This is a genomic window from uncultured Tenacibaculum sp., from assembly GCF_947495995.1.
Taxonomy (GTDB): domain Bacteria; phylum Bacteroidota; class Bacteroidia; order Flavobacteriales; family Flavobacteriaceae; genus Polaribacter.
The window spans coordinates 17,448-41,596 of record NZ_CANMAX010000014.1; the positions used below are offsets into that span (position 1 = coordinate 17,448).

General features: G+C 31.6%; 20 protein-coding genes and 3 tRNA genes. 9 read left to right on the top strand and 14 right to left on the bottom strand.

The window, feature by feature from the left end; genetic code table 11:
* Positions 1-2: 2 nt before the first annotated feature.
* From gltB to Q1A15_RS20235, 7 genes are all read right to left on the bottom strand, one after another.
* Positions 3-4,511 (bottom strand): glutamate synthase large subunit, encoded by a 4,509-nt coding sequence (gene gltB, locus Q1A15_RS20205; protein WP_299628147.1) that lies wholly within the window; start codon positions 4,509-4,511, stop codon positions 3-5.
* 217 nt (positions 4,512-4,728) lie between these two features.
* Positions 4,729-5,967 (bottom strand): ammonium transporter, encoded by a 1,239-nt coding sequence (amt, locus tag Q1A15_RS20210; protein ID WP_299628149.1) that lies wholly within the window; start codon positions 5,965-5,967, stop codon positions 4,729-4,731.
* Between the two features lie 15 nt (positions 5,968-5,982).
* On the bottom strand, positions 5,983-6,321 hold the full coding sequence (locus tag Q1A15_RS20215; RefSeq protein ID WP_299628151.1) for a P-II family nitrogen regulator: 339 nt from the start codon (positions 6,319-6,321) through the stop codon (positions 5,983-5,985).
* Positions 6,322-6,925: 604 nt separating this feature from the next.
* Positions 6,926-8,041 carry a 3-isopropylmalate dehydrogenase gene (leuB, locus tag Q1A15_RS20220; protein WP_299628153.1) on the bottom strand — a complete coding sequence of 372 codons (1,116 nt, stop codon included), beginning with the start codon at positions 8,039-8,041 and terminating at the stop codon, positions 6,926-6,928.
* Between the two features lie 15 nt (positions 8,042-8,056).
* Complete coding sequence (gene leuD / locus Q1A15_RS20225; RefSeq protein WP_299628155.1) at positions 8,057-8,635, bottom strand: 3-isopropylmalate dehydratase small subunit; 579 nt, start codon at positions 8,633-8,635, stop codon at positions 8,057-8,059.
* Positions 8,635-10,017, bottom strand: coding sequence for a 3-isopropylmalate dehydratase large subunit (leuC, locus tag Q1A15_RS20230; RefSeq protein ID WP_299628157.1), 1,383 nt, complete (start codon positions 10,015-10,017; stop codon positions 8,635-8,637). The genes leuD and leuC overlap by 1 nt, the downstream gene beginning before the upstream one ends.
* Positions 10,017-11,192, bottom strand: a complete 1,176-nt coding sequence (locus tag Q1A15_RS20235) for a 2-isopropylmalate synthase (protein WP_299628159.1) — start codon at positions 11,190-11,192, stop codon at positions 10,017-10,019. The genes leuC and Q1A15_RS20235 overlap by 1 nt, the downstream gene beginning before the upstream one ends.
* Positions 11,193-11,326: 134 nt before the next feature.
* Here Q1A15_RS20235 and Q1A15_RS20240 point away from each other — a divergent pair, with 134 nt between their 5' ends.
* On the top strand, positions 11,327-12,871 hold the full coding sequence (locus tag Q1A15_RS20240) for a hypothetical protein (protein WP_299628161.1): 1,545 nt from the start codon (positions 11,327-11,329) through the stop codon (positions 12,869-12,871).
* Between the two features lie 123 nt (positions 12,872-12,994).
* Here the strand turns inward: Q1A15_RS20240 and Q1A15_RS20245 are convergent, their stop codons facing one another.
* Positions 12,995-13,894: an MBL fold metallo-hydrolase gene (locus Q1A15_RS20245; protein WP_299628163.1), complete on the bottom strand. Its 900-nt coding sequence runs from the start codon at positions 13,892-13,894 to the stop codon at positions 12,995-12,997.
* On the bottom strand, positions 13,895-14,326 hold the full coding sequence (locus tag Q1A15_RS20250) for a GNAT family N-acetyltransferase (RefSeq protein ID WP_299628165.1): 432 nt from the start codon (positions 14,324-14,326) through the stop codon (positions 13,895-13,897).
* Positions 14,327-14,347: 21 nt separating this feature from the next.
* Here Q1A15_RS20250 and Q1A15_RS20255 point away from each other — a divergent pair, with 21 nt between their 5' ends.
* The 3 genes from Q1A15_RS20255 (at position 14,348) to Q1A15_RS20265 (ending at position 15,149) form a co-directional block, all read left to right on the top strand.
* On the top strand, positions 14,348-14,794 hold the full coding sequence (locus tag Q1A15_RS20255) for a GNAT family N-acetyltransferase (RefSeq protein ID WP_299628167.1): 447 nt from the start codon (positions 14,348-14,350) through the stop codon (positions 14,792-14,794).
* A 64-nt stretch (positions 14,795-14,858) separates the two neighbouring features.
* Positions 14,859-14,931 (top strand) — tRNA-Gly (locus tag Q1A15_RS20260).
* 145 nt (positions 14,932-15,076) lie between these two features.
* Positions 15,077-15,149 (top strand) — tRNA-Gly (locus Q1A15_RS20265).
* Between the two features lie 67 nt (positions 15,150-15,216).
* Here the strand turns inward: Q1A15_RS20265 and Q1A15_RS20270 are convergent.
* A complete protein-coding gene (locus Q1A15_RS20270) occupies positions 15,217-15,864 on the bottom strand; it encodes a rhomboid family intramembrane serine protease (RefSeq protein ID WP_299628169.1) in 648 nt (215 codons plus the stop codon).
* 88 nt (positions 15,865-15,952) lie between these two features.
* Here Q1A15_RS20270 and Q1A15_RS20275 point away from each other — a divergent pair, with 88 nt between their 5' ends.
* Together Q1A15_RS20275 and Q1A15_RS20280 are read left to right on the top strand one after the other, a co-directional pair.
* The gene (locus tag Q1A15_RS20275) at positions 15,953-16,855 is read left to right on the top strand and encodes a lysophospholipid acyltransferase family protein (RefSeq protein WP_299628171.1); all 903 of its coding nucleotides are present in this window, start codon (positions 15,953-15,955) and stop codon (positions 16,853-16,855) included.
* Between the two features lie 174 nt (positions 16,856-17,029).
* Positions 17,030-18,463 carry a DNA/RNA non-specific endonuclease gene (locus Q1A15_RS20280; RefSeq protein WP_299628173.1) on the top strand — a complete coding sequence of 478 codons (1,434 nt, stop codon included), beginning with the start codon at positions 17,030-17,032 and terminating at the stop codon, positions 18,461-18,463.
* A gap of 673 nt (positions 18,464-19,136) precedes the next feature.
* Here the strand turns inward: Q1A15_RS20280 and Q1A15_RS20285 are convergent.
* The 3 genes from Q1A15_RS20285 to Q1A15_RS20295 form a co-directional block, all read right to left on the bottom strand.
* Positions 19,137-19,212 (bottom strand) — tRNA-His (locus tag Q1A15_RS20285).
* A gap of 53 nt (positions 19,213-19,265) precedes the next feature.
* A complete protein-coding gene (gene bshB1, locus Q1A15_RS20290) occupies positions 19,266-19,982 on the bottom strand; it encodes a bacillithiol biosynthesis deacetylase BshB1 (RefSeq protein ID WP_299628175.1) in 717 nt (238 codons plus the stop codon).
* The gene (locus Q1A15_RS20295; protein ID WP_299628177.1) at positions 19,982-21,136 is read right to left on the bottom strand and encodes a PLP-dependent aspartate aminotransferase family protein; all 1,155 of its coding nucleotides are present in this window, start codon (positions 21,134-21,136) and stop codon (positions 19,982-19,984) included. Before Q1A15_RS20295 ends, bshB1 begins: the two co-directional genes overlap by 1 nt.
* A gap of 71 nt (positions 21,137-21,207) precedes the next feature.
* On the opposite strand from Q1A15_RS20295, the gene Q1A15_RS20300 reads away from it, so the two are divergent.
* The 3 genes from Q1A15_RS20300 (at position 21,208) to Q1A15_RS20310 (ending at position 22,970) form a co-directional block, all read left to right on the top strand.
* Complete coding sequence (locus Q1A15_RS20300) at positions 21,208-21,951, top strand: Rossmann-like and DUF2520 domain-containing protein (protein WP_299628200.1); 744 nt, start codon at positions 21,208-21,210, stop codon at positions 21,949-21,951.
* The gene (locus Q1A15_RS20305) at positions 21,944-22,471 is read left to right on the top strand and encodes an HAD family hydrolase (protein WP_299628179.1); all 528 of its coding nucleotides are present in this window, start codon (positions 21,944-21,946) and stop codon (positions 22,469-22,471) included. Before Q1A15_RS20300 ends, Q1A15_RS20305 begins: the two co-directional genes overlap by 8 nt.
* A gap of 73 nt (positions 22,472-22,544) precedes the next feature.
* Entirely contained in the window at positions 22,545-22,970 is a 426-nt protein-coding gene (locus tag Q1A15_RS20310; RefSeq protein ID WP_299628181.1) for a DUF2147 domain-containing protein, read from the top strand.
* A gap of 26 nt (positions 22,971-22,996) precedes the next feature.
* On the opposite strand, the gene Q1A15_RS20315 is transcribed toward Q1A15_RS20310, so the two are convergent.
* A complete protein-coding gene (locus Q1A15_RS20315) occupies positions 22,997-24,136 on the bottom strand; it encodes a response regulator (RefSeq protein WP_299628183.1) in 1,140 nt (379 codons plus the stop codon).
* Positions 24,137-24,149 lie beyond the last annotated feature (13 nt).

Below are 24,149 nucleotides of genomic sequence, written 5' to 3' on the forward strand. Positions count from 1 at the left end.
ATCTAAGCTGTTATTTTAGTTGTTTGTTCTTCTGCTATTCTTTCTAATGCTAATCTGTAATCTGTTGGGTACACTTTTATAAAGTCCATTTTATTCACTTCCCAATCACCTAAAATCTTTTCTGCTAAGCCACTATTTGTATAATCTTTGTGCTTTTCAATCATTGATTTTAAATCTTTTTGATCTTCAGTTTCTAAATGCACTAATTCAACCATTTCTAGATTACATAATTCATTTCTAAATTGATGAGACGGATCATACACATATGCAATTCCTCCACTCATTCCTGCAGCAAAATTTCGACCTGTTTTACCAAGTACTACAACTTTACCACCTGTCATATATTCACAACCGTGATCTCCAATTCCTTCGACAACAGCAGTAATTCCTGAATTTCTAACACAGAAACGTTCACCAGCTATTCCGTTGATATAAGCTTCACCAGTTACAGCTCCATAAAAACATACATTTCCAACAATAATATTTTCTTCTGCAACGAAATCTGCTTCTTGAGGTTTCTTCACAATAATCTTAGCTCCAGATAAACCTTTTCCTAAATAATCATTAGTTTCACCATCAACAACCATTTTTAAACCTTTGATTGCAAACGCTCCAAAACTTTGTCCAGCAGAACCTTTAAATTGTAACGTTAACGTATCTTCTGGCAACCCTTCTGATCCATGAAGTTTAGAAATTTCATTACTTGTTAAAGCTCCTACTGAACGGTTTGTATTTTGAATTTCATAGGTGAATTCTGATTTAATTTTATTTTTAATTGCTCCTTTAGCATCGTCTACTATTTTTAGATCTAATACTTTTTCTAATCCGTGATCTTGCTTTTCTGTATTGTATAAAATCGGATTATCATTAGCATTCACTTTATGTAAAATTGCCGAAGCATCTATTCCTTTTGCTTTATAGTGATCTATAGCATTATCTACATTTAACTTTTCAACCTGACCAACCATTTCTTTAATAGATCTGAACCCTAAAGTTGCCATAATCTGACGAACTTCTTCTGCAACGAAATACATGAAGTTAATTACATGTTCTGGAGTTCCTTTGAAGTTTTTACGAAGCTCTGGATCTTGCGTAGCAATTCCTACTGGACAAGTATTTAAATGACATTGACGCATCATAATACAACCAGAAGCCACTAAAGGCGCCGTTGCAAAACCAAATTCTTCTGCTCCTAATAAACATGCTATTGCTACATCTCTACCCGTTTTTAATTGTCCATCACATTCTAAAACCACACGATTACGTAAATTATTCATCACCAAAGTCTGTTGTGCTTCAGCAACTCCCAATTCCCAAGGTAAACCAGCATGTTTTAGAGAAGTTAAAGGAGAAGCACCTGTACCTCCATCGAAACCTGAAACTAAAATTACATCTGCTTTTGCTTTTGCAACACCAGCAGCAATGGTTCCAACTCCAACTTTAGAAACTAACTTTACATTAATTCTTGCTTCTCTATTCGCATTTTTTAAATCAAAAATTAACTGTGCTAAATCTTCAATCGAATAAATATCGTGATGTGGTGGTGGTGAAATTAATCCCACATAAGGTGTAGAATTTCTAACCTCTGCAATCCAAGGCAATACTTTTTTCCCAGGTAATTGTCCACCTTCTCCTGGTTTAGCTCCCTGAGCCATTTTAATTTGGATTTCCTTAGCATTCGTCAAATAATTACTAGTTACTCCAAATCTACCTGAGGCTACCTGTTTAATAGCACTATTTTTAGAATCACCGTTAGATAATTTTTTAAATCGCTCTTTATTTTCTCCTCCTTCACCAGAATTAGATTTTCCTCCAATTCTGTTCATTGCAATCGCTAAATTTTCATGAGCTTCTTGACTTATAGATCCATAAGACATTGCTCCTGTTTTAAAACGTTTTACAATTTCTGTCCAAGGTTCTACTTCTTCAATCGGAATAGGGTCTAAGTTTACAAATTCGAACAATCCTCTAAGTGTCATTAACTCTTTAGATTGCTTGTTAATTTTATCTGCATAAACTTTATAACTTTCCTTACTTTTAGAACGAACTGCTTGCTGTAATTTAGAAACTGTTGTTGGATTAAACATATGACGTTCACCATTTCTTCTCCAACGATAATCTCCACCGATTTCTAAATCTAAAACTGAATCTATATTCTTATCTCTAAATGATTCTGTACATCTTTTATAGATTTCTTTTTGAAGTACATACAAACCAATCCCTCCAATTCTTGATGGAGTTCCTGGGAAATATTTATCTGTAAATGTTTTCTTTAACCCTAAAATTTCAAAAATTTGAGAAGCTCGATAAGAATGTAATGTTGAAATTCCGATCTTATTCATAATCTTTAATAAACCTTTACCTATGGCTTTATTAAAGTTTTTTACAGCTGTACCAACTTGTATATCTGGAATTTCTCCTTTCTCGACTTGATGAGCGATAATTTCGTTTACCATGTACGGATTTATGGCACTTGCTCCGTAACCAAACAATGTTGCAAAATGATGTGGTTCTCTAGGTTCTGCACTTTCTATAATGATTCCTATTTTAGAACGAGTTCCTTTTCTATACATTGAATTATGTAGATAAGAACATGCTAATAAAGCAGGAATTGGTGCCCACTCTTTATTTACTCCTCTATCTGATAAAATAATAATATTTGCGCCCTCATCTTCAACAGCAACTGTTGCTTTATATAGAATCCCTTCTAATGCATTTTCAATTCCGTTAACTCCTTTTTCTAATGGAAAAAGCATTGGAATAGTTACGGCTTTAAAATCCTCGTGTTCAAGATTTTTAAGTTTATCTAAATCTTCATTTGAAATTACAGGATTTTGAATTCTTAACTTTTTAGCTTGCTCTGGAATCACATGAAAAATGTTTCGATCTGATCCTAATGCTAAACTGATATCAGTAATTATTTCCTCTCTAATTCCATCTAAAGGTGGATTGGTAACTTGAGCGAATAACTGCTTGAAATAATTATAAAGTAATTGTGATTTATCTGAAAGTACAGCTAATGGAGTATCTGTTCCCATAGATCCAATCGCTTCTTTACCTTCAGTAGCCATAGGAGCAATTAAGTGATCTATTTCTTCAGTAGTATAACCAAATAAACGTAGTCTTGTTTTATAGTCTGTTTTTTCTTTAGGTATAGAGTTGTTTGTATATGGTATTTTAGCTAGCGGAAGTGAATGTTCATTCAACCATTCTTGATACGGATGTTTAGAAACTATTTTCTCTTTAATTTCTTCATCTTCAATAATTCTTCCAGCATTCATATCTACCAAGAACATTTTTCCTGGTTCTAATCTACCATGTTTAACTACGTTATCTGGCTTTATATTTAAAACTCCTATTTCTGAAGACATTACAACATTACCTCGCTTGGTAACTGTATATCTTGAAGGTCTCAATCCGTTTCTATCTAATAATGCTCCAATATAATTTCCATCAGTAAAAGGAACAGAAGCAGGACCATCCCAAGGTTCCATAATGCACGAATTATATTCGTAGAATGCTCTTTTTTCAGCACTCATTGTTTTGTCTTTCTCCCAAGCTTCAGGAACTAACATCATCATTACTTCAGGAAGCGATCTACCTGTCATTAATAATAATTCAACTGCCATGTCCATTGAAGCAGAATCTGATTTTCCTTCAGTGATAATTGGAAATAACTTTTTCATATCATCTCCAAATAATTCAGAAGCCATTAACTCTTGACGAGCTAACATACGTTTCACATTCCCTTTTAAAGTATTGATCTCTCCATTGTGACACATGAATCTGAATGGTTGAGCCAAATCCCAAGACGGGAATGTATTTGTTGAGAATCTCTGATGCACTAATGCTAATCTTGTTACTAAATCTGGCTGTTTCAAGTCTACATAAAAACGCCCAATATCTTCTGGCATTAATAGACCTTTATAAATTAATGTTGTTGTTGAAAGACTAGATAAATAGAAATAATTAGATTCAGAAATCTTTGAACTTGCTACCGTATGTTCGCTAATTTTTCTTGCTGCAAATAGTTTTGCATTAAACTGTAAATCTGTTAGTTCTTTCTCTCCTTTAGTAACAAAAACTTGTTTGATTTTAGGTTGTGTTTTCGCTGCTACAGCACCCAAATTTGATGTGTCAACAGGTACATCTCTCCAACCTAAAACTTTTAATCCTTGTTTTTTAAATTCATCTTCTAAAACATTTTCACAATAACTGCTTTGATTGAATTTTCTAGGTAAAAAAACTTGTCCGACTGCATACTCTTTTACTTCAGGTAAATCAAAATTACACACTCTCTTAAAGAAATCGTGTGGAATATCTATTAAAATACCAGCTCCATCACCAGTTCTACCATCTGCACTAACTGCTCCTCTGTGTTCTAATTTTATTAAAATCTCTAAAGCATCATGAATAATTTGATTCGACTTTTTTCCTTTTAAGTTACATATGAATCCAGCACCACAGTTGTCTCTTTCAAACTCGTTTAAATACAAGCCTTGATCTTTCATATAAAATATTTTTGTTTGTTAGTTTATTTAATTTACAAGAGAAACATGTGTTGTCTTAGTTCACATTCTCTATAAAGAATAAAGCCATTCAGAAATCTTCTGACAGATCTTTACTCAACCTAAACACTCTGTTACAGAGTGTTTATTCTAGTTCAAATATTTTAACGTTTCTTTAGTTTGAAACGATTAGCTCACCTTTAAAAAGGAATTAGTAGAATTAATGCTCATTTAACCTGAAATCAGGATAGGCCGTCATTCCATGTTCATGAGTGTCTAAACCTTCTATTTCTTCTTTCTCACTTACACGTATTCCTATAGTTTTCTTTAAAGTAAAAATGATAATAAACGATGTAGAAATACAGAAAACCGCATAAGTACCTACACCTATTAATTGGCTTACGAATTGAGCGCCACTAGCCAACTTTCCAAAGATTCCAACTGCTAGCGTTCCCCATACACCACAAGCTAAGTGTACAGCAATAGCTCCAACTGGATCATCTAATTTGATCTTATCAATTAAACTTACAGCCAACACAATAAGGATTCCTCCAATGCCACCAACAATAATTGCATCCATCGGACTCATTACATCTGCTCCTGCAGTAATTGCTACCAACCCTCCTAAAATTCCATTTAAGAACATTGTTAAATCTAAATTCTTATACATAATTGTAGAAACAATTGCAGATATTACTCCTCCTGCTGCAGCTGCTAAACATGTAGTTACTAAAGTTATTGATGTTGATTCTGGATTTGCTGATAAAACAGAACCTCCATTAAAACCAAACCAACCTAACCAAAGTATTAAGACACCACCAGTTGCTAATGGAATATTATGACCCGGTATTGCTTGAGCTTTTCCGTTTTTAAACTTCCCTATTCTAGCACCTAATAACCAAACAGCTACTAATGCTGCCCAACCTCCTACAGAGTGTACTAAAGTTGAACCTGCGAAATCGTAAAAAGGAGTATCTAATTGGTGTAAAAAACCTTCTCCCCATTTCCAAGAACCTGCTATTGGATATACAAATCCAACGTAGACCACAGTGAAAATCATAAATGGTAAAATTTTCATTCGTTCTGCAACTGCTCCAGAAACTATAGTTGCTGCTGTAGCTGCAAACATTCCTTGAAAAAGAAAATCTGTCCAGTATGTATAACCAGAATTATACGTTAAATCTAATGCTCCATCTACCATTGGTGCTTCTAAACCAAAGCCAGAAAAACCAAAAACTCCTAATGCCTCTTTTGCAAAACCAGGATACATTAAATTGAATCCAAAAGCTGCATACATTAAAAGCCCAGTTGTGATGATAAAAATATTTTTAAATAATATGTTCAGTGTATTTTTTTGTCTAGTTAAACCAATTTCTAGTAAAGCAAATCCTAAATGCATGAAAAATACTAAAGCAGTACATATCATCATCCACACATTGTTCGTTGTTAGTTGTTCCATAATTATGCTGTCAAATTAATTTAAAGTGTTTCCTCCTTCTTCCCCTGTTCTAATTCTGTAAGCTTGTTTAATTTCACTTACAAAAATTTTCCCATCTCCAACATTTCCTGTCGAAGCTGCTTCAAGAATTGTTTTAATTGTGATTTCTTCAAAATCATCATTTACCACAATTGATAAATATCTTCTTTGAATATCACTTGTACTGTAAGAAACACCTCTATACACATGTCCTTTTTTTTCGTTACCTAGACCTGTAACATCCCAATACGAGAAAAAGTTAACACCTACTTCATGGAGTGCATTTTTCACTTCTCTAAATTTGGATTTTCTAATTATTGCCTCGATTTTTTTCATGGTAATTACTTAATAAATTATCCTGTTTTATATGTTTTAGATTGTTAGAATAACTTGATTTAAGAGGCAAAAGATTGGTGTTTTAAGGAGGATACAAGATTAAAAAGAGTATAAGTATTAATACTTAACATCAAATCTTACTTATGATCTGTTTAAATAGAATTCAAACAAAGTAAATATTAGGAATTCTGAAACCTTACTTTTCATGATTATTGCCTTATAAAATCATTACTCTGACTCCCAAAGCTAAATCCAAAAAAGGAAAAATCAAAACACAAAACACTGTTAAACAGGCTAAAACGATGTATTAAAAAAAGTAAGTCTCAAAAAAACATATTCAAAAATCAGAATATTATAATATCACTATCGAAAAAGTTATTGCAATTATTAAATACTTAAATGAGAAAGCTGAAATTAAGAATCACATAAAAATGACACCTTTTTAAAAAAAAGTGAATTTTAACGTGATATCACTAAAAATACGTACTGATACGTATTTTTATTTTACAAATATGATAAAATTTAGAATATAAAATTACGATTCTTTCAAACAAAAAAAACACCTCTAAAATTAGAGGTGTTTTAAATTCAAAACAAAACTTAACTAAATTATAGTACTCTGTCCCATATGAACATTCGTAAAATTAATATTACTATCCTCTTGATTATGGATGTAATCGGTGATAAAATCTCCAACTTTAGAGGTAGTAAAATCGTTCTCAGAATCGATATCCTGTGTAGTTATTCCTAATTCTAAAGACTTTTGTACAGCATTTTCTATCACTGCAGCTTCTGTCTCTAAATCTAAATGTCTTAACATCATTGCGGCCGATAAAATAGACGCTAACGGATTAGCAATATCTTTTCCTTTAGCCTGTGGAAAAGAACCATGAATTGGCTCAAATAAAGCAGCTTTATCTCCTACTGAAGCTGAAGCTAACAATCCGATAGAACCTCCGATTACACTTGCTTCATCTGATAAAATATCTCCAAATAAATTTTCTGTAAGAATAACATCAAACTGTTTAGGATTTAAGATTAACTGCATCGCTGCATTATCAACAAACATAGTATCAACCTCGACATCTGGATACTCTTTTGCTAAAGCAGTAATTGTTTTTCTCCATAATCGAGACGTCTCCAACACGTTTGCTTTATCGACTAATGTTAGTTTCTTTCTTCTGTTTCTTGCTGATTTAAAAGCTAAATGCCCCATTCTTTCAATTTCTTCTACAGAATATGAACATCCATCAAAAGCTATTTTACCATCGTCACTTAATTCTTTTATACCAAAGTAAATACCACCAGTTAATTCACGATAAATCTCGATATCTGTTCCTTTGATAATATCTTCTTTTAAAGGAGAATTTTTAATCAAAGCATCGTAAGCTTTCACTGGCCTTATGTTACAAAATAAACCTAACTCTTTTCTCAACTTTAATAAACCTTGTTCTGGTCTTACTTTTGCAGATGGATCGTTATCGTATTTAGGATCTCCAATTGCTCCAAATAAAATCGCGTCACTCTTTTTACATGAAGCTAATGTTTTATCTGGCAACGGATTTCCTGTTTTATCAATTGCACAAGCTCCCATCAAAACCTCATCATATACAAAAGTATGATCGTAAACTTCTCCTATCGCTTGTAATACCTTTTTAGCCTGTTCTATTACTTCTGGTCCTATACCATCTCCAGGGATTACTGTAATATTAAATCTCATATACTTGTATTCTTTTTACAACGATGCCTCGTATGCTTCTATTTTTTCTTTCTTACTGATTAAAAAGTCTATATCATCATAACCATTCAATAGACATAATTTCTTATAGGGATTAATTTCAAAACTAACTTCACCAACTGTAGTTTTTAAACTTTGATTCTCTAGATCTACAGTTAACTCAGTTTCTGGATTTTCTTGTATTTTCTTTAGAACACTTTTTAAAAACTCTGGAGTTACTTGAATTGGAAGTATTCCATTATTCAATGCATTACCTTTGAAAATATCAGCAAAAAAACTACTGACTACAACTTTAAATCCGTATCCTGCCAATGCCCAAGCTGCATGTTCTCTACTAGAACCACAACCAAAATTGTCTCCAGCGATTAAAATGCTTCCTTTATAATTTTGATTATTTAAAACAAAATCTTCATTTACACTTCCATCTTTATGGAATCTCCAGTCTCTAAATACATTATCTCCAAAACCTTTTTTATCCGTTGCTTTTAAAAAGCGTGCAGGTATGATCTGATCTGTATCAATATTTTCTACTGGTAATGGTACTGCTGTATCTTTTAATATTTGAAACTTTTCCATTAGTTTAAATGTTCCGTTATATTAATTATTTTTCCTTCTACTGCTGTTGCTGCTGCAACTAAAGGACTTGCTAGAATTGTTCTAGCACCTTGTCCTTGTCTACCTTCAAAATTTCTATTTGATGTAGAAACACAGTATTCTCCTTCAGGTATTTTATCATCATTCATTGCTAAACAAGCAGAACATCCAGGTTGACGTAATTCGAAACCAGCTGCTTCAAAAATATCTTGTAATCCTTCTTCTTTTATTTGTTTTGCTACTTGTTGCGAACCAGGAACTAACCATGCATTTACGTTTTGTGCTTTTTGTTTTCCTTTTATGAAACTAGCCGCAACTTGAAAATCTTCAATTCTAGAATTGGTACAACTTCCTATGAATACATAATTGATTGGCTTACCTACTAAACTTTCACCTTTCTTAAAATTCATGTATGAAAGTGATTTTTCAAAAGAAGCGTCGTCTGATGATGGAATATTTTCTGAAATCTTAATTCCCATACCAGGATTGGTTCCATAAGTAACCATTGGTTCTATATCTGCAGCATCAAAGGAATATTCTTGATCAAAAACTGCATCGTCATCAGTTTTTAATGTTTTCCAATAATCTACTTTAGCTTGAAACTCTTCTCCTTTAGGAGCAAATTCTCTTCCTTGAACATAATCGAAAGTAGTTTGATCTGGCGCTATCATTCCTCCACGTGCTCCCATTTCTATGCTCATGTTACACACTGTCATTCTTCCTTCCATCGACATTTCTTCGAATACATTACCTGCGTACTCACAGAAATATCCAGTTCCTGAATTTGTTCCTAACTTAGATATGATATATAAAATCACATCTTTAGGTAATACTCCTTTTTTAAGTTTTCCGTTTACGTTAACTCTTAAACTTTTCGGCTTTTGAATTAATAAACATTGACTTGCAAACACTTGAGCAACTTGACTTGTACCAATACCAAATGCTATTGTTCCAAAAGCACCGTGAGTTGATGTATGACTATCTCCACAAACCATTGTCATTCCAGGTTGTGTAATTCCTAATTCTGGAGCCATAACATGAACAATTCCATTGTATTTATGACCTAAACCATATAACGTGATATTGTTTTCTTTACAATTCTTTTCTAACTGCTGTAGTTGATTTCTAGATAATTCATCTTTAACAGGTAAATGCTGATTTACCGTAGGTGTATTATGATCTGCAGTAGCCACAATTTTATCTGGTCTAGCTATAGAAACACCTCTTTCCTTAAGCTCATTGAAGGCTTGTGGACTAGTTACTTCATGAATTAAATGTTTATCGATATATAATATTTGTGGACCATCTTGAATTGTGTCCACGACATGTTTATCCCAAACTTTATCGAACAATGTTTTTCCCATTATGCGATTGCTATTTTAGTAATGTTACTCACTTTTTTCATTATTAGATGAATATCTTCATCTATTACTTCTTTTTGTTTATCTGCGAATTGTAAAAACGTTTGATAAGCTTTATCTAATTGAACTTTAGTCAACTCATAGCCAATTTTCTTAGCTCTATATGCTAGAGCTGCTCTTCCGCTTCTTGCTGTTAATACAATTGCACTCTCAGTTACACCTACTTCTTCTGGATCAATAATCTCATAAGTTTCACGATTTTTAATCACACCGTCTTGGTGAATTCCTGAACTATGCGCAAACGCATTTGCACCTACAATAGCTTTGTTTGGCTGCACAGGCATTCCCATTTTCTCTCTTACCATTAAACTTGTATCGTATAACAGTTTTGTATTAATATCAGTATGAAGATTTAAATACGGATGTTGCTTTAAGATCATTACTACTTCTTCTAAAGCCGTATTTCCAGCACGTTCACCAATTCCGTTAATTGTGCACTCGATTTGTCTAGCTCCGTTTACAACACCTGAAATTGAATTAGCAGTAGCCAAACCAAGATCGTTATGACAATGACAAGAGATAATTACATCATCGATTCCTTTCACATTGTCTTTTAAGTATTTTATTTTCGCTCCATATTCTTCTGGCAAACAATACCCTGTTGTATCAGGAATATTTAAAACAGTGGCTCCTGCTTTAATAGCTGCCTCACAAACTTTAGCTAAGAATTCATTTTCTGTTCGACCAGCATCTTCAGCATAAAACTCAACATCATTCACATATTTTTTTGCATGAGATACAGCCGCAATTGCTCTTTCAATTACTTTTTCTCTCGTGCTATTAAACTTAAATTTTATATGCGAATCACTTGTTCCTATACCTGTATGAATTCTAGGTTTCACAGCATATTTCAATGCTTCAGCTGCTACTTCAATATCTTTTTGAACAGCTCTTGACAAACCACAAACCGTAGCATTCTTAACTATTTTTGCAATTTCACTAACAGAATTAAAATCTCCTGGACTAGATATTGGAAATCCAGCTTCTATGATATCAACTCCCATGCTATCCAATCGTTCAGCTATCACTAATTTCTGATTAGTATCTAACTTACAACCTGGTACCTGTTCTCCGTCTCTAAGAGTGGTATCAAAAATTTGGATTTTATTATCTTTCATTGTAACTAATAGTTGTTATTATCTAACTCAAATTTATATATTGGCTTTATAGATTTCTTTGAATAAACGAATCTCTTTACGATATCAAAGAAGATAATAAAAACATTTAAAAAACTGACTTTCAATATATTATAATGAATAATTTTACAAAAGCTAATCAAAATCAAGATGCTTTATTCGCCTTAATTCAATCTCTTACAAAATCTGAGAAAAGGCAATTCAATTTATATATTGGAAGACTTGAAGGAAATAATCAAGCAAAATTTTTCACTTTATTTAAATTTCTAGAAAAACAGAAAAAATATGATGAAAAAGCGATTATTAATAGTGGTATAGTAAGCAAACAGCAGTTATCTAATTTAAAAGCTCATTTATACAAGCAGATTTTAACGAGTTTACGCATGAATCCTTCTCACAAAAACTTGAGGGTTCAAATACGTGAACAATTAGATTTTGCTACAGTTTTATATCAAAAAGGGTTATACAAACAAAGTTTAAAACTTTTAGAAAAAGCCAAAACAATGGCTATTGAAAATGAAGAAAAAAATGTGGCTTATGAAATTGTTGAATTAGAAAAAGTAATAGAGAGTCAATACATTACAAGGAGTATAAGTACAAGAGCAGATGAACTTACTGTTCAAGCAAAAACGTTAAGTCAGCAAAATGTAATTACGAGTAAACTTTCTAATTTATCGCTACAACTTTATGGAATTTTATTAAAGACTGGTTATGTTAGAAACGATGGTGAGCTTCAAAAAATAAATGAATATTTTAACGCCAGACTTCCAGAAGTTAATTACAAAGAATTAGGTTTTAGAGAGCGCTTGTGGTTATACAAAGCACATCTTTGGCGTTGTTTTTTAACTCAAGATTTTTTAAACGGTTATAAATATGCTAGTAAATGGGTTTCTTTATTTAGAGAATATCCTAAAATGATAGCTACAAATCCTGTTTTCTATTTAAAAGGAAGGAACTACTTACTTGAATCTTTGTTTTTTACACGACATAAAAATGAGTTTAACAAAGAATTGTCATGGTTTGAAAATGAAATTCAAAACAATGAAATTCCTATCAACAGTAATACTGAAATTTTAATCTTTCAATACTGCTATGCTAATAAACTTCATAAACATTTTATTGAAGGTAATTTTCATGAAGGAGAATATTTAATTCATGAAATTAACGAGAAAATTAAGCTATATAGTAATCGATTAGATAAGCATCACATCATTCAGTTTTATTACAAAATTGCGTGTTTATACTTCGGAATGGGTAACAACAAAATGTGTATCGAATATCTTTCTAAAATTATTGAAGCTAAAAAACTTTACGTTGGTGAAGATTTACAATGTTTTGCAAGAGTTCTTAATCTGATTGCACATTATGAATGCGGCTTAGATTATCATTTAGAAAAACAATTTAAAGAGACTTATAAATTCTTATTGAAAATGGAAAATCTACAAGAAGTTCAGAAGATTTTTATTGAATCTATTCGATCTTTAGGAGATTTATATCCGCATCAATTCAAAAAAGAATTCCAAAATATTCATACCAGATTAAAAGCTTTTGAACATCATCCGTACGAGAAAAGAGCGTTTTTATATTTAGATATTTTATCTTGGTTAGAAAGTAAAATTCAGAACAAAACTATAGCTGAAATTATTCGAGAAAAAGCCTAATTTTTCAAGAAAATTTCACAACAATTTTTATAAAAAAACATCTAATTTCTATTCAAATTTGTTTAATCAACTCTTATTATTGAAAGGAAATTAGATGTTTATTATAATTTTTTTTGTAATAAATTAATGCTTCTCTTGGATTAAACTTTTGTAGATTGTTTCTCTAATTCCTTCACCTGTAATAAACCAATCGCCATATTTTTCATCATCATACTCTTTCGTTATTGAAGTGTCATTCTTTACCTCATCTACAGATTTTCCTTCATTAATTTTGGCCTGCACTCTATCTCTCAATAAAACTAACATATCTCTATAAGCAGCTAATTCTTTTTTATTTGAGATTTCTCTATGTCCAGGAATTACAACTGTAGCATCATCTATCATCAATAAAGCTTTTTCAGCAGAAGCAATATAACCTTCAATTCCACCTCCACTAGACAAATCTATATACGGATATTTCCCTTGAAAATAGGTGTCTCCCATATGCAACACATTATTTTTTGTGAAATAAATATGAGCATCTCCATCGGTATGTGCATTATGCACATGAGAAATTAAAACATCTTCACCGTTGAAATGCACCATCATATCTTCTGTAAATGTAATTACTGGTAACGCTTCTTTTGGAGAAGCTGGTCTAGTTTTTCCTCTAACCACACTCTCCATCCCCATACGTTTTCTTACATTTTTATGAGAAATAATTACCGCTCCTTCTTTACTCATATTTTCATTTCCACCAGTATGATCACCATGCCAATGTGTATTGATTAAATATTTTACAGGTTGATCTGTTATTGCTTTAATTGCTTTTAAAATTTTTGGTGTTAATTGCGCAAACTGATCATCAATCATAAAAGCGCCATCTTTACCAACAAAAAGTCCAATATTTCCCCCTTGTCCTTTTAACATGTATATGTTATCAGTAACTTTAGTTGGAATAATTTTCACCTCTCTTTTTTGTGCAATTCCATTAAACGTTAATAAGAATCCTAGAAGTAAGCTTGATCTTTTAATTATTTTCATTTAGTCTATTGATTTGTACATTTTATAATGAGGTCCGGCTTTATTTATAAATCTATCTCCCATAATTTTAAAGTCATTTTTCTCGTAAAATAAAATCGCGACTTCCCTGGCATTACACCATAAATAGTCAATTTTTAATTTTACTAACTCGTTAGTCGCAAATTCTAATAATAACTTTCCATAACCTTTACCTCTTCCTTTTTCAGAAGTCGCCATTCCACGTAATTGATAATGGATTCCATCTAATTCTTCTAAATTATTTTGCATAAATGTTCCTATTCCTAATAGCTCTTCTCCATCAAAAACACCAACATGAAAAGTATTTTCATTAAAATCTCCTTCAAATTCGTGAGGTAAATCAATGTTTTTTCTTAAAATTTGCTTACGTAAGAAGTATGTTTCTTCTGCTTTAATTTTCTTTACTAAAACCATTACTTTTAAAATAAAAAATAAATGAATATTTCTTTTACTACTATTAATAAAGACAATATACTAAGTATTCTTCCCTTACTTTCTATAATCAACACAAAAACTCCTCCTGATATCTTAAAAGAACGAGTTGTTGAAATGGGAAACTGCCCTAATTACGAATGCGTAGCTGTTTTCGATGAAGATGAAATGATTGGTATTTGTGGGTTATGGTATTCTACAAGACATTATTTAGGTAGAAGTGTAGAACCCGATCATGTAATAATTTCTGAAGCATATCGCGGAAAAGGACTAGGTAAACTTTTCTTTAACTGGATTTACGAGTATACAAAAGGAAAAGGTTGTGAAGCTATGGAGTTAAATACGTATAGTACTAACACTAAGTCACATAAATTTTATTATAACGAAGGTTTTAATATTTATGCTTTTCATTTTGCTAAGATTTTAAGAGAAGATCAAAAATTTTATTAGATTTTTTTCGAAAAAAGTTTTGCAGAAATTAAAAAGCTCTTATATTTGCACCCGCAATACCAATGCGGGAGTAGCTCAGTTGGTAGAGCGTCAGCCTTCCAAGCTGAATGTCGCCGGTTCGAACCCGGTCTCCCGCTCAAAACAAAAACCGAAACATTAGTTTTGGTTTTTTTTATTTCTATACTTCTCATTTTGAACTACATCTAAAATTTTGTTTTTATTCTGTAAATAAATGTTTGCAGAAATGAAAAAAGCTCTTATATTTGCACCCGCAATACCAATGCGGGAGTAGCTCAGTTGGTAGAGCGTCAGCCTTCCAAGCTGAATGTCGCCGGTTCGAACCCGGTCTCCCGCTCAAAACAAAAAACCGAAACACTAGTTTCGGTTTTTTTTATTTTATATGTTTTATCAGATACTTTTTTTTAGATCTCTTCAAGTTTACTACCAAATAAAAGTAACAACACTATTATACCTCCCAATATCATTAACATTGTTGGGTTATTATTAATCACATTAGGCCTCAATAATAATGTAATTGCATATCCTCCAATAGCACCACCTAAGTGAGCAGCATGACCAACATTACCTAATTGTTTTTTCATACCATATATTGAATACAATAAATATCCAATTCCTAAAGCATAAGCTGGAAAGCTAAAAAATGGAAAAAATATAAAACTGTATAATTTTCCTGGGAACAGTAAAATTGAAGCAAACATTACTCCAGAAACAGCACCAGACGCTCCTACAGCAGAATAATAATGATCTTCTTTATGACGATACAACGTATACAAACTACCAAACAAAAGACTAATTGTGTAAATAAGAATAAAGTTTGTATTTCCGAAAGCTCTGGCTACACCTCCTCCAAAAAGATACAATGCGTACATATTAAATCCTAAATGCGGCCAATCTGCATGCAAAAAACCAGAAGAAAACATTCTTACTTTTTCACCTTGTAATATTTTACCGATTTGAAACTTAAATTTATTATGAAAACTAAAATCGTCAAACCCTTTTTTTGAAACTAGAATGTTTGCTAATATTAAACCTAAAATAACTTTATTCATAATTCTATATATACTTACAAACTTAATGAAAAGTTTTATTCATTAAATTTAGTTTTATAAATACGATATTTGCACAAAATTACCTTAAATGAAGTATGTTTTATATATAATCGTGAATCCTATTATTTGGTGTCTATCTAGAATACCTATGCGATTACTTTATGTATTTTCTGATTTTTTATTTTTCTTAGTTTATTATATTGTTGGATATCGAAAAGACATAGTTTACAACAACCTTAAACTTGCTTTCCCTGAAAAAAGTGATCAAGAGTTAAAAATACTTCGTAAAAAAACGTTACGCCATTTCTGTGATTTTTTAGTTGAAAGCTTAAAAGCATTTTCTCTTTCTGAAAAAGAAGTAAGGAAACGTTATAAGTTTACCAATCCTGAAGTTTTACATACTGCAGAAGCAACTGGAAAAAGTATCATATTGTCTGGCGCGCATTTTAATAATTGGGAATGGTCTGTTTCAATGGATTTAATCTGTAATTCTCAACTTTATGGTTCTTATTCAGCAATTAAAAATCCTTACTTTGAAAATCTAGTAAAGAGTTCTAGAACTAAGTTTGGTATGATTGCTTATAAAACACAGAACACCATTCCAAAAATGGCTAGAAATATCAGACAGAAAAAACAAGGAGCATACATATTACTTAGCGATCAAACTCCTGTGCTTCATAAAACTCATTATTGGGCAAAGTTTTTAGGTGTAAAAGTTCCCGTTCATGTCGGCGCAGAAGTTTTAGCCAAAAGATTTGATATGGCTATCGTAAACTATACCACCAAAAAGATAAAAAGAGGATATTACGAAACTACTTTCGAGTTAATAACAGATTCGGCTAAGGATTTTGAAAACTATCAACTTATAGATAAGTTTCTAGCTATTAATGAAAAATCGATTAGAGAACAACCTGAAAACTATCTGTGGACTCACAAACGCTTTAAACACAAAGATAGATATGATGAGTGGGTGGAAAAATATAAGAAATAATCTAAAGAATTATATTAATCAGACATTAAACTTTATTCAAACTTATTTCTTTAATCTTATTATTTTCAAAATATAACTGTTAATAATTAGCATTTTATTAATCTAAAACAAAAGGAGCTTTCAAAGTCAATTACATAGTTTCACTTCTTTAAACCATTTAACTATTAACGACTTATGAGACCTAACTTTTATTTTTATAGGTTAACTTTTTTTGCATTTATTTTACTATTTGCAACAGCTTGTTCTAACAATGAAGAAATTGTTATTGACGAGACAGAAACAAACTCAACTTTACTTATTGAAGGAAACATTGACGTAGAAACTTTTTTCTACGATAATCACGGACAACATCAGCATAACTTTGCTCCTAGTCGCTCTACTGGGTTTACCGAAACCTTTGAATCTGGATCTAAAACATCTTATACTGGCGGAAGTGTTACATTATCGAACAGCGAACGTTGGTATATGAGTGACGCTCTTATCGGAAATTTATCTAACGACAGAAAGTTTGGTAGTAAATCAGCTAGAATTAGAAATACCGGATACGTTATTATGTCTTTTAACATGGATAACGGAGCGCAAACTATTCGCATTAGGCATGCAAAATACGGTAGTGACGGAAATTCTCAGTGGCGTTTAATCGCTTCTTATGACAATGGAAATTCTTGGTCTTATGTTGGATCTACAGTTAACACTTCTTCTACATTTTTAAATACTGCAACTTTTAACGTAAATGAAAATAGAAGCGTTCGTTATGGTGTTTATAAAACAAGCGGAGGATCAAACAGAATAAATATTGATAATATTGAAATCGTTACTTCAACATCTTCTGGAGGTAGTGGAAATTCAGGATCTCCAACTAGAGACAGTAATATCGCTTTTGGAAATCCATCAAACGCTAACACTAGTAGCAATAATTATTATTTATCTCGACCAGATTACGTTTTATCATATAACAACAGTAGAGGAACTGCAAATTGGGTAAGTTGGCACTTAAGTAGCGCTTGGTTAGGAAACACTTCAAGATGTAATTGCTTTAAAAGAGACACTTCGTTACCAAGCAATTTCTTTAGAGCAACAACAAGCGATTATACCAACTCAGGATTTGACAGAGGTCATTTATGTCCTTCTGCTGATAGGAATTCTTCTTCTAGCTCGAACTCGAATACATATTTTATGACAAATATTGCTCCGCAGTCACCTGACAACAATCAAAGAAGTTGGGCTAGTTTCGAAAACTATTTAAGGTCACTTACTTCACAAGGTAACGAAGTCTATATTATAGCTGGTGTAGCGGGATCTGGAGGAACAGGTAGAAACGGATTTGCTTCTACTATTGACAACGGTAACATTACTGTTCCTGATTCTTTCTGGAAAGTAGCTTTAATCTTACCTAACGGAAGTAACGATATCAACAGAGTTACAACTTCTACTAGAATTATCGCTATTAACGTTCCTAATGATCAAAATATAAGTACAAACTGGACTAGCTTTAGAACCTCTGTAAACGCTATTGAAAATTTAACTGGATTAGATTTATTTGAAAATATTCCTAATGCTATAGAATCTGTGTTAGAATCTAGAGTAGATAACGGTCCATCTAGTTAAAATCTAAAACATACAAAACAAAAAAGAGACTTATAAAAGTCTCTTTTTTTATATAAGCACAGTACTCTTGTTTTACCAAGATTCTTCTTGTACTGGACTTGGCTTTGAGGTTACATATTTTAAAATAAAGACATCTATTTAGATTCTTTATTTACATCTAATACTTTTTAGATGTATAAAAATTATCAGGTGTATTATTCATTACTTAACAATTTGAAATCAACAATATCTGATGAACTTTTACACTTACAATATTAAAAACAATAATCTGTTTTCGAAGAATACAAATACCCTGAATTACTTCTCAGGGTTTACCCTTAGAAGATTTTATTTACTACTACAAACTGAAAGGAGTTTAACTTATTTTAAGTGTTTTTTAAAACTAGTTTTCAATATTTAGATTACAACTATACTACCACTCTATAATTAGCATGAAAATCACACTCATTTTTTTAAGGAAAAATACTCTATAAATGAAAAGAATGACTTAATCACTATAATTCCTAAACTAGAGACTACTAGATATTTTCATGACAAAATACCTTCCTATTGTTTACTTATTTTAAGTATTTATATAAAAAAGGGACGTTTGTAGGGATTTTTTTAATACGAATTTTGGAAAGTTTATTGTTTAAAAACAAAAAACCCCTTATTGAATAAGGGGTTGGAATTTGGGTGAAAGACCGGGTTCGAACCGGCGACCTCCGGAACCACAATCCGGCGCTCTAACCAACTGAGCTACAATCACCATTTAACTAGCGGGTGCAAATATATAACTTTTTTAAAGTGTGGCAAAATATTTTTAAATTAATTTACCTAAATTTTCTACTGCTACATGTCTTTCTGTTGTAAACCCTTCGGCATACTCTACTCCTATCAATCTTCCTAAGTCTTTTGCACGGTATTCAACGCTTTCAGTAAAGTTCTTACTAGTAATCGGAGTTTCAGGCTCTTTACTATTTGGGTCGAAAAATTGTGAGCTATAAGCTAACACAGAAGCAACTTTTTTATCCATAAATCCAGTAACATCTACAACAAAATCTGGCTCGATATTTTTCCATTGGATATAATGATAAACTTGCTTTGGTCTCCACTTTTCTTGTTGTTTTCCGTCTAATTCTGTTTCTATTTTTAACAATCCACTTAGAAAACATGCGTCAGAAACCAATTGACTTCCTTTTGGATGATCGATATGTCGATCGTCAATTGCATTACATAAAACGATTTCTGGTTGATACTTTCGAATAATTTTGATAATCTCTAACTGATGTTCTTTATCATTTTTAAAGAAACCATCTGCAAACGCTAAATTTTCGCGTACAGAAACTCCTAGAATTTCAGCAGCTTTAGCAGCTTCTTGATCACGAAGTTCTGCAGAACCTCTTGTTCCTAGTTCTCCTCTCGTTAAATCTACTATTCCTATTTTTTTCCCTAAAGAAATTTCTTTTGCTATAGTTGCTGAACAACCTAATTCTACGTCATCTGGATGTGCTCCAAAAGCTAATATATCTAGTTTCATTATTTAATCTTTTCTATCGCTTGCTCTATATCTGCAATTAAATCTTCTACCTCTTCTATTCCAACAGAAAAACGAATTAATCCATCTTTAATTCCTTGACTTGCTCTTTCTTCTGGAGATAATAGTGCATGAGAGGTTTGTGTCGGACTTAACAAAGTACTTTCTACTCCTGCTAAACTCATAGACGGTTTTATTAACTCTAAATTACGCTGAAATTGCATGGCATCTAAATTTGACTGTAATTCAAAAGACAACATTCCTCCAAATCCTTTCATTTGATTTTTCGCTAACTCATGATCTTCATGAGATGTTAACCCTGGATAATATACTTTTTCAACATTTGGATTTTGCTCTAGATACTCAGCCATTTTCATCGCATTAGCATTCTGATGATTTACACGCAAACTCATTGTTTTCATACTTCTTTCTAGCATCCAAACTGTAAAATCACTTAAACTTCCTCCAAAGTTCTTTGCAATGTTCCAAATCTTATCTACATGTTCGTTAGAAGCTGCAATAGCTCCCGCTAAAATATCTGAATGACCACCCATATATTTTGTTGCTGAATGAATCATAATATCAATACCAAAATCTATAGGTGTTTGATTTATTGGAGATGCAAAAGTGTTATCAATCATAGTTATGATTCCATTTTTCTTAGCCACATCTGCAACCGCTTTTATATCTACAACTTTTAATAACGGATTCGAAGGAGTTTCAATAAAAATTACTTTTGTATTGGATTTAATTTCCTTCTCAAAATCTTCAATTTTTAAACTATTTGTAAAAGAATATTCAATTCCGAATTTATCAAACTCTTCAACAACTAAATTATATGTTCCTCCATACAAAGTCTGTTGTAAAACAACATGATCTCCTTTATGTAAAAAAGCAAACATTGCAGTACTTATAGCAGCCATTCCTGAACCAAAAATTAAAGCGTTTTCAGTTTTTTCAAGAGCAGCTATTTTTTTACATAAAGCTTCTTGATTTGGTGTATTAAAATATCTAGGATAACGTTTAATATCTACATCATAAAACTGATAAGAAGACGATAAATATATTGGGGAAACTGCTCCTTTGAATTGCTCATCTTTCACCTCTCCTACGTGAGTACAAATTGAATTTATCCCTAGTTTTTTATTTGAATCCATGTTGAAAAATTTAGCTCCTAAATTACTAAATGCTTTCCATAGCTTCAAATAAATTCAATATCTTCGCCTATATGATTTCTGTTGTTATTATTGGTGGTGGTAATGTTGCGTATCATTTGTCTCATGCTTTTTTAGCTTGCGATAAAGTTGATTTAAAACAAATTTATGCTCGAAACATAAATTCAATCGCTGATTTTCAACAACATGTTTCTATTACCGATAATTTGAATTTACTTTCTGATGCTGACGTATATATTATAGCTGTATCAGATGATGCTATTCAAAACGTTTCTTCTTTATTTCCGAAAAACAAATTCGTTGTCCATACTTCAGGAAGTGTTTCTATAAATGCACTTAAAAATGATGGTAATAAAGGGATTTTTTACCCGCTACAGAGTTTTTCTAAAAGTAAAGAAGTAGATTTTACTCATATTCCGTTTTGTTTAGAAGCTGAAAATGAAAATGATTTCATTTTATTAGAAAAATTAGCAGCAACTATTTCTAATAAGATATACAGAATTACCTCAGACCAAAGAAGTAAATTACATGTGGCAGCAGTATTTGTAAATAACTTTGTAAACCATATGTACAAAATTGGGAATGATATTTGCGAAGCTTATGATGTTCCTTTTGAAGTTTTATATTCTTTAATACAAGAAACTGCTTCAAAAATAGAACATGTAAATCCAGATTCAGCACAAACGGGTCCAGCTAAAAGAAATGATCAAAAAACAATAGAAAGACATATCGATTTGTTAGATTCAAATCAAAAAGAAATTTATCAACTTATAACAAAATCAATCCAAAATGGATAAAAGCTATAAAGAACTTTTTAACGATGTTAACACCTTTATTTTTGATGTTGATGGTGTTTTAACTAATGGTATTGTTACTGTTTTTCCTAATGGAGAATTAGTTCGCCAAATGAATATTAAAGATGGTTACGCTCTTAAAGCAGCTGTAAAAGCTGGATATAGAGTGTGTATTATTTCTGGCGGAAAAAACGAAGGAGTTCGTTCTCGTTTAGAAGGATTAGGTATTACAGATATTTATTTAGGCGCACATACTAAAGTTAATCAATACGAAGAGTTGGTTAAAAAATATGATTTAAAACCTGAAAACGTTTTATACATGGGAGATGATATTCCTGATTTACCTGTTATGGAAAAAGTAGGAATACCTTGTTGCCCAAGTGACGCTGTTAGAGAATTGCAAACAATATCTGTTTATATTTCTGATAAAAAAGGTGGTGAAGGTTGCGCAAGAGATGTTATTGAACAAATAATGCGCGTACAAGAAAAATGGCACGATAATTTCGATGCTCAATATTATTAATTAACATTTGTCATTTTAATCAAAACTAAAAATGACAATTTTTGCTTTAGAACAAATTAAATATTAAATACACATGAGAAAATTAATTTTTACATTTTTATTAGTTGCAGTTTCAACTTCAATAAGTGCACAAAGCATTTTTGGGAAATGGGAAAATAGAGATGACGAAACTGGTAAAGTTGATAGTGTTATTGAAGTATACGAAAAAGACGGTAAAGCTTATGCTAAGATCGTAGAAATCACTGATCCTGAAAGACAAACTGCTGTTTGTGATAAGTGCAGTGGTAAAAATAAAAATAAACCAATTTTAGGAATGAACATTTTAACTGGTTTGAAAAAAGATGGTGATGAGTGGTCTGGTGGTAAAATTTTAGATCCTAAAAACGGAAAAACATACAAATGTTTTATCAAATTAGAAGAAGCAGACAAACTAAAAATTAGAGGATACATTGGTTTCTCTTTATTAGGAAGAACTGCTTACTGGTTCAGACAAAAATAAAAAAAGCTCCAAATTGGAGCTTTTTTTTATCTATAATGTGTTGCAATTCTCGTTAATTGGAAACCTATACTTAATGAGTCTCTCATGGATAGTTTAGAACCATCTGCATGAATCCATCTTCTAAGTGGTTGTTCACATATCAATTCTTTAGCTACATCTCCATATTTATTCTTCATTCTTAGGAAGATTTCTACATCAAATAGCCATCTAGTAATGAATTTCTTTCCGAATAGTAACGGAATTAAATCCTTATCTATAATCTTAGCTCCGCATTGAGTATCCTTGAATTTCATTCCCAAAATTTGCTGGATAATAAAATTAATAGTTAAACTAATAAGCTTTCGAGCTGATTGTTTCGTAATATTAGCTCCCATTCTTTCGATTCTAGAACCACTAACAATTTTATAATTTGTTGTGTTTATTGTTTTTAGTAGATCGTCAAAATCATATAAATCTGTAGATAAATCTGCGTCTAAAAAGCCTATGTAATCAAAATTTAGATCTTTATTTTTTGCTAGATGCAGCATCCCTAAACGTACTGCTTCTGCCTTTCCTCCGTTTTTTTCGCAATTTAAAACACTTATGTAATCTTCTCTACCTCTACTAATCTCTTCTAGTTCTCTAAGAGTATTATCTGAGCTTCCATCATTTACAAAACATAAATGATAACCAATGTTAGTTCTAACAAATCTTCTGAATTCTGATTCAGACAACCTACTTTCTTCATTATAACAAGGTATAACTACTCCAATAGATTTTTCACGAACCATACTTGTTTCTCCATCGAATAATACTTCATCAGGAATTGGACAAGTACCGATAATTCTATTGATACGTAAAACTATTTCACTAAGAGTTGCTGGTTTTTTAATAAAGTCATCAATACCATATTCAAATAAATCTACAATATCAATACTATCATTCTCTTCAGATATCATGACAATTTTAGCATTGGAATGTGATTCCTTTAAATACTTCAAAATGTCTAATCCTGAATAATCTGATGCACTAATATCTAGAGTAACTAAATCTGGATTTGTTTCTTTAATTAGCTGTATAGCTTGTTCACTTGTTCTAGCAATTTCAACATTGTATCCAATTTCAGATAGCTTTTTTTTAAGCGACAATAAGATCAATTTATTATGATCAAAAGTAACTATTTTCATACGCGATAGTGTT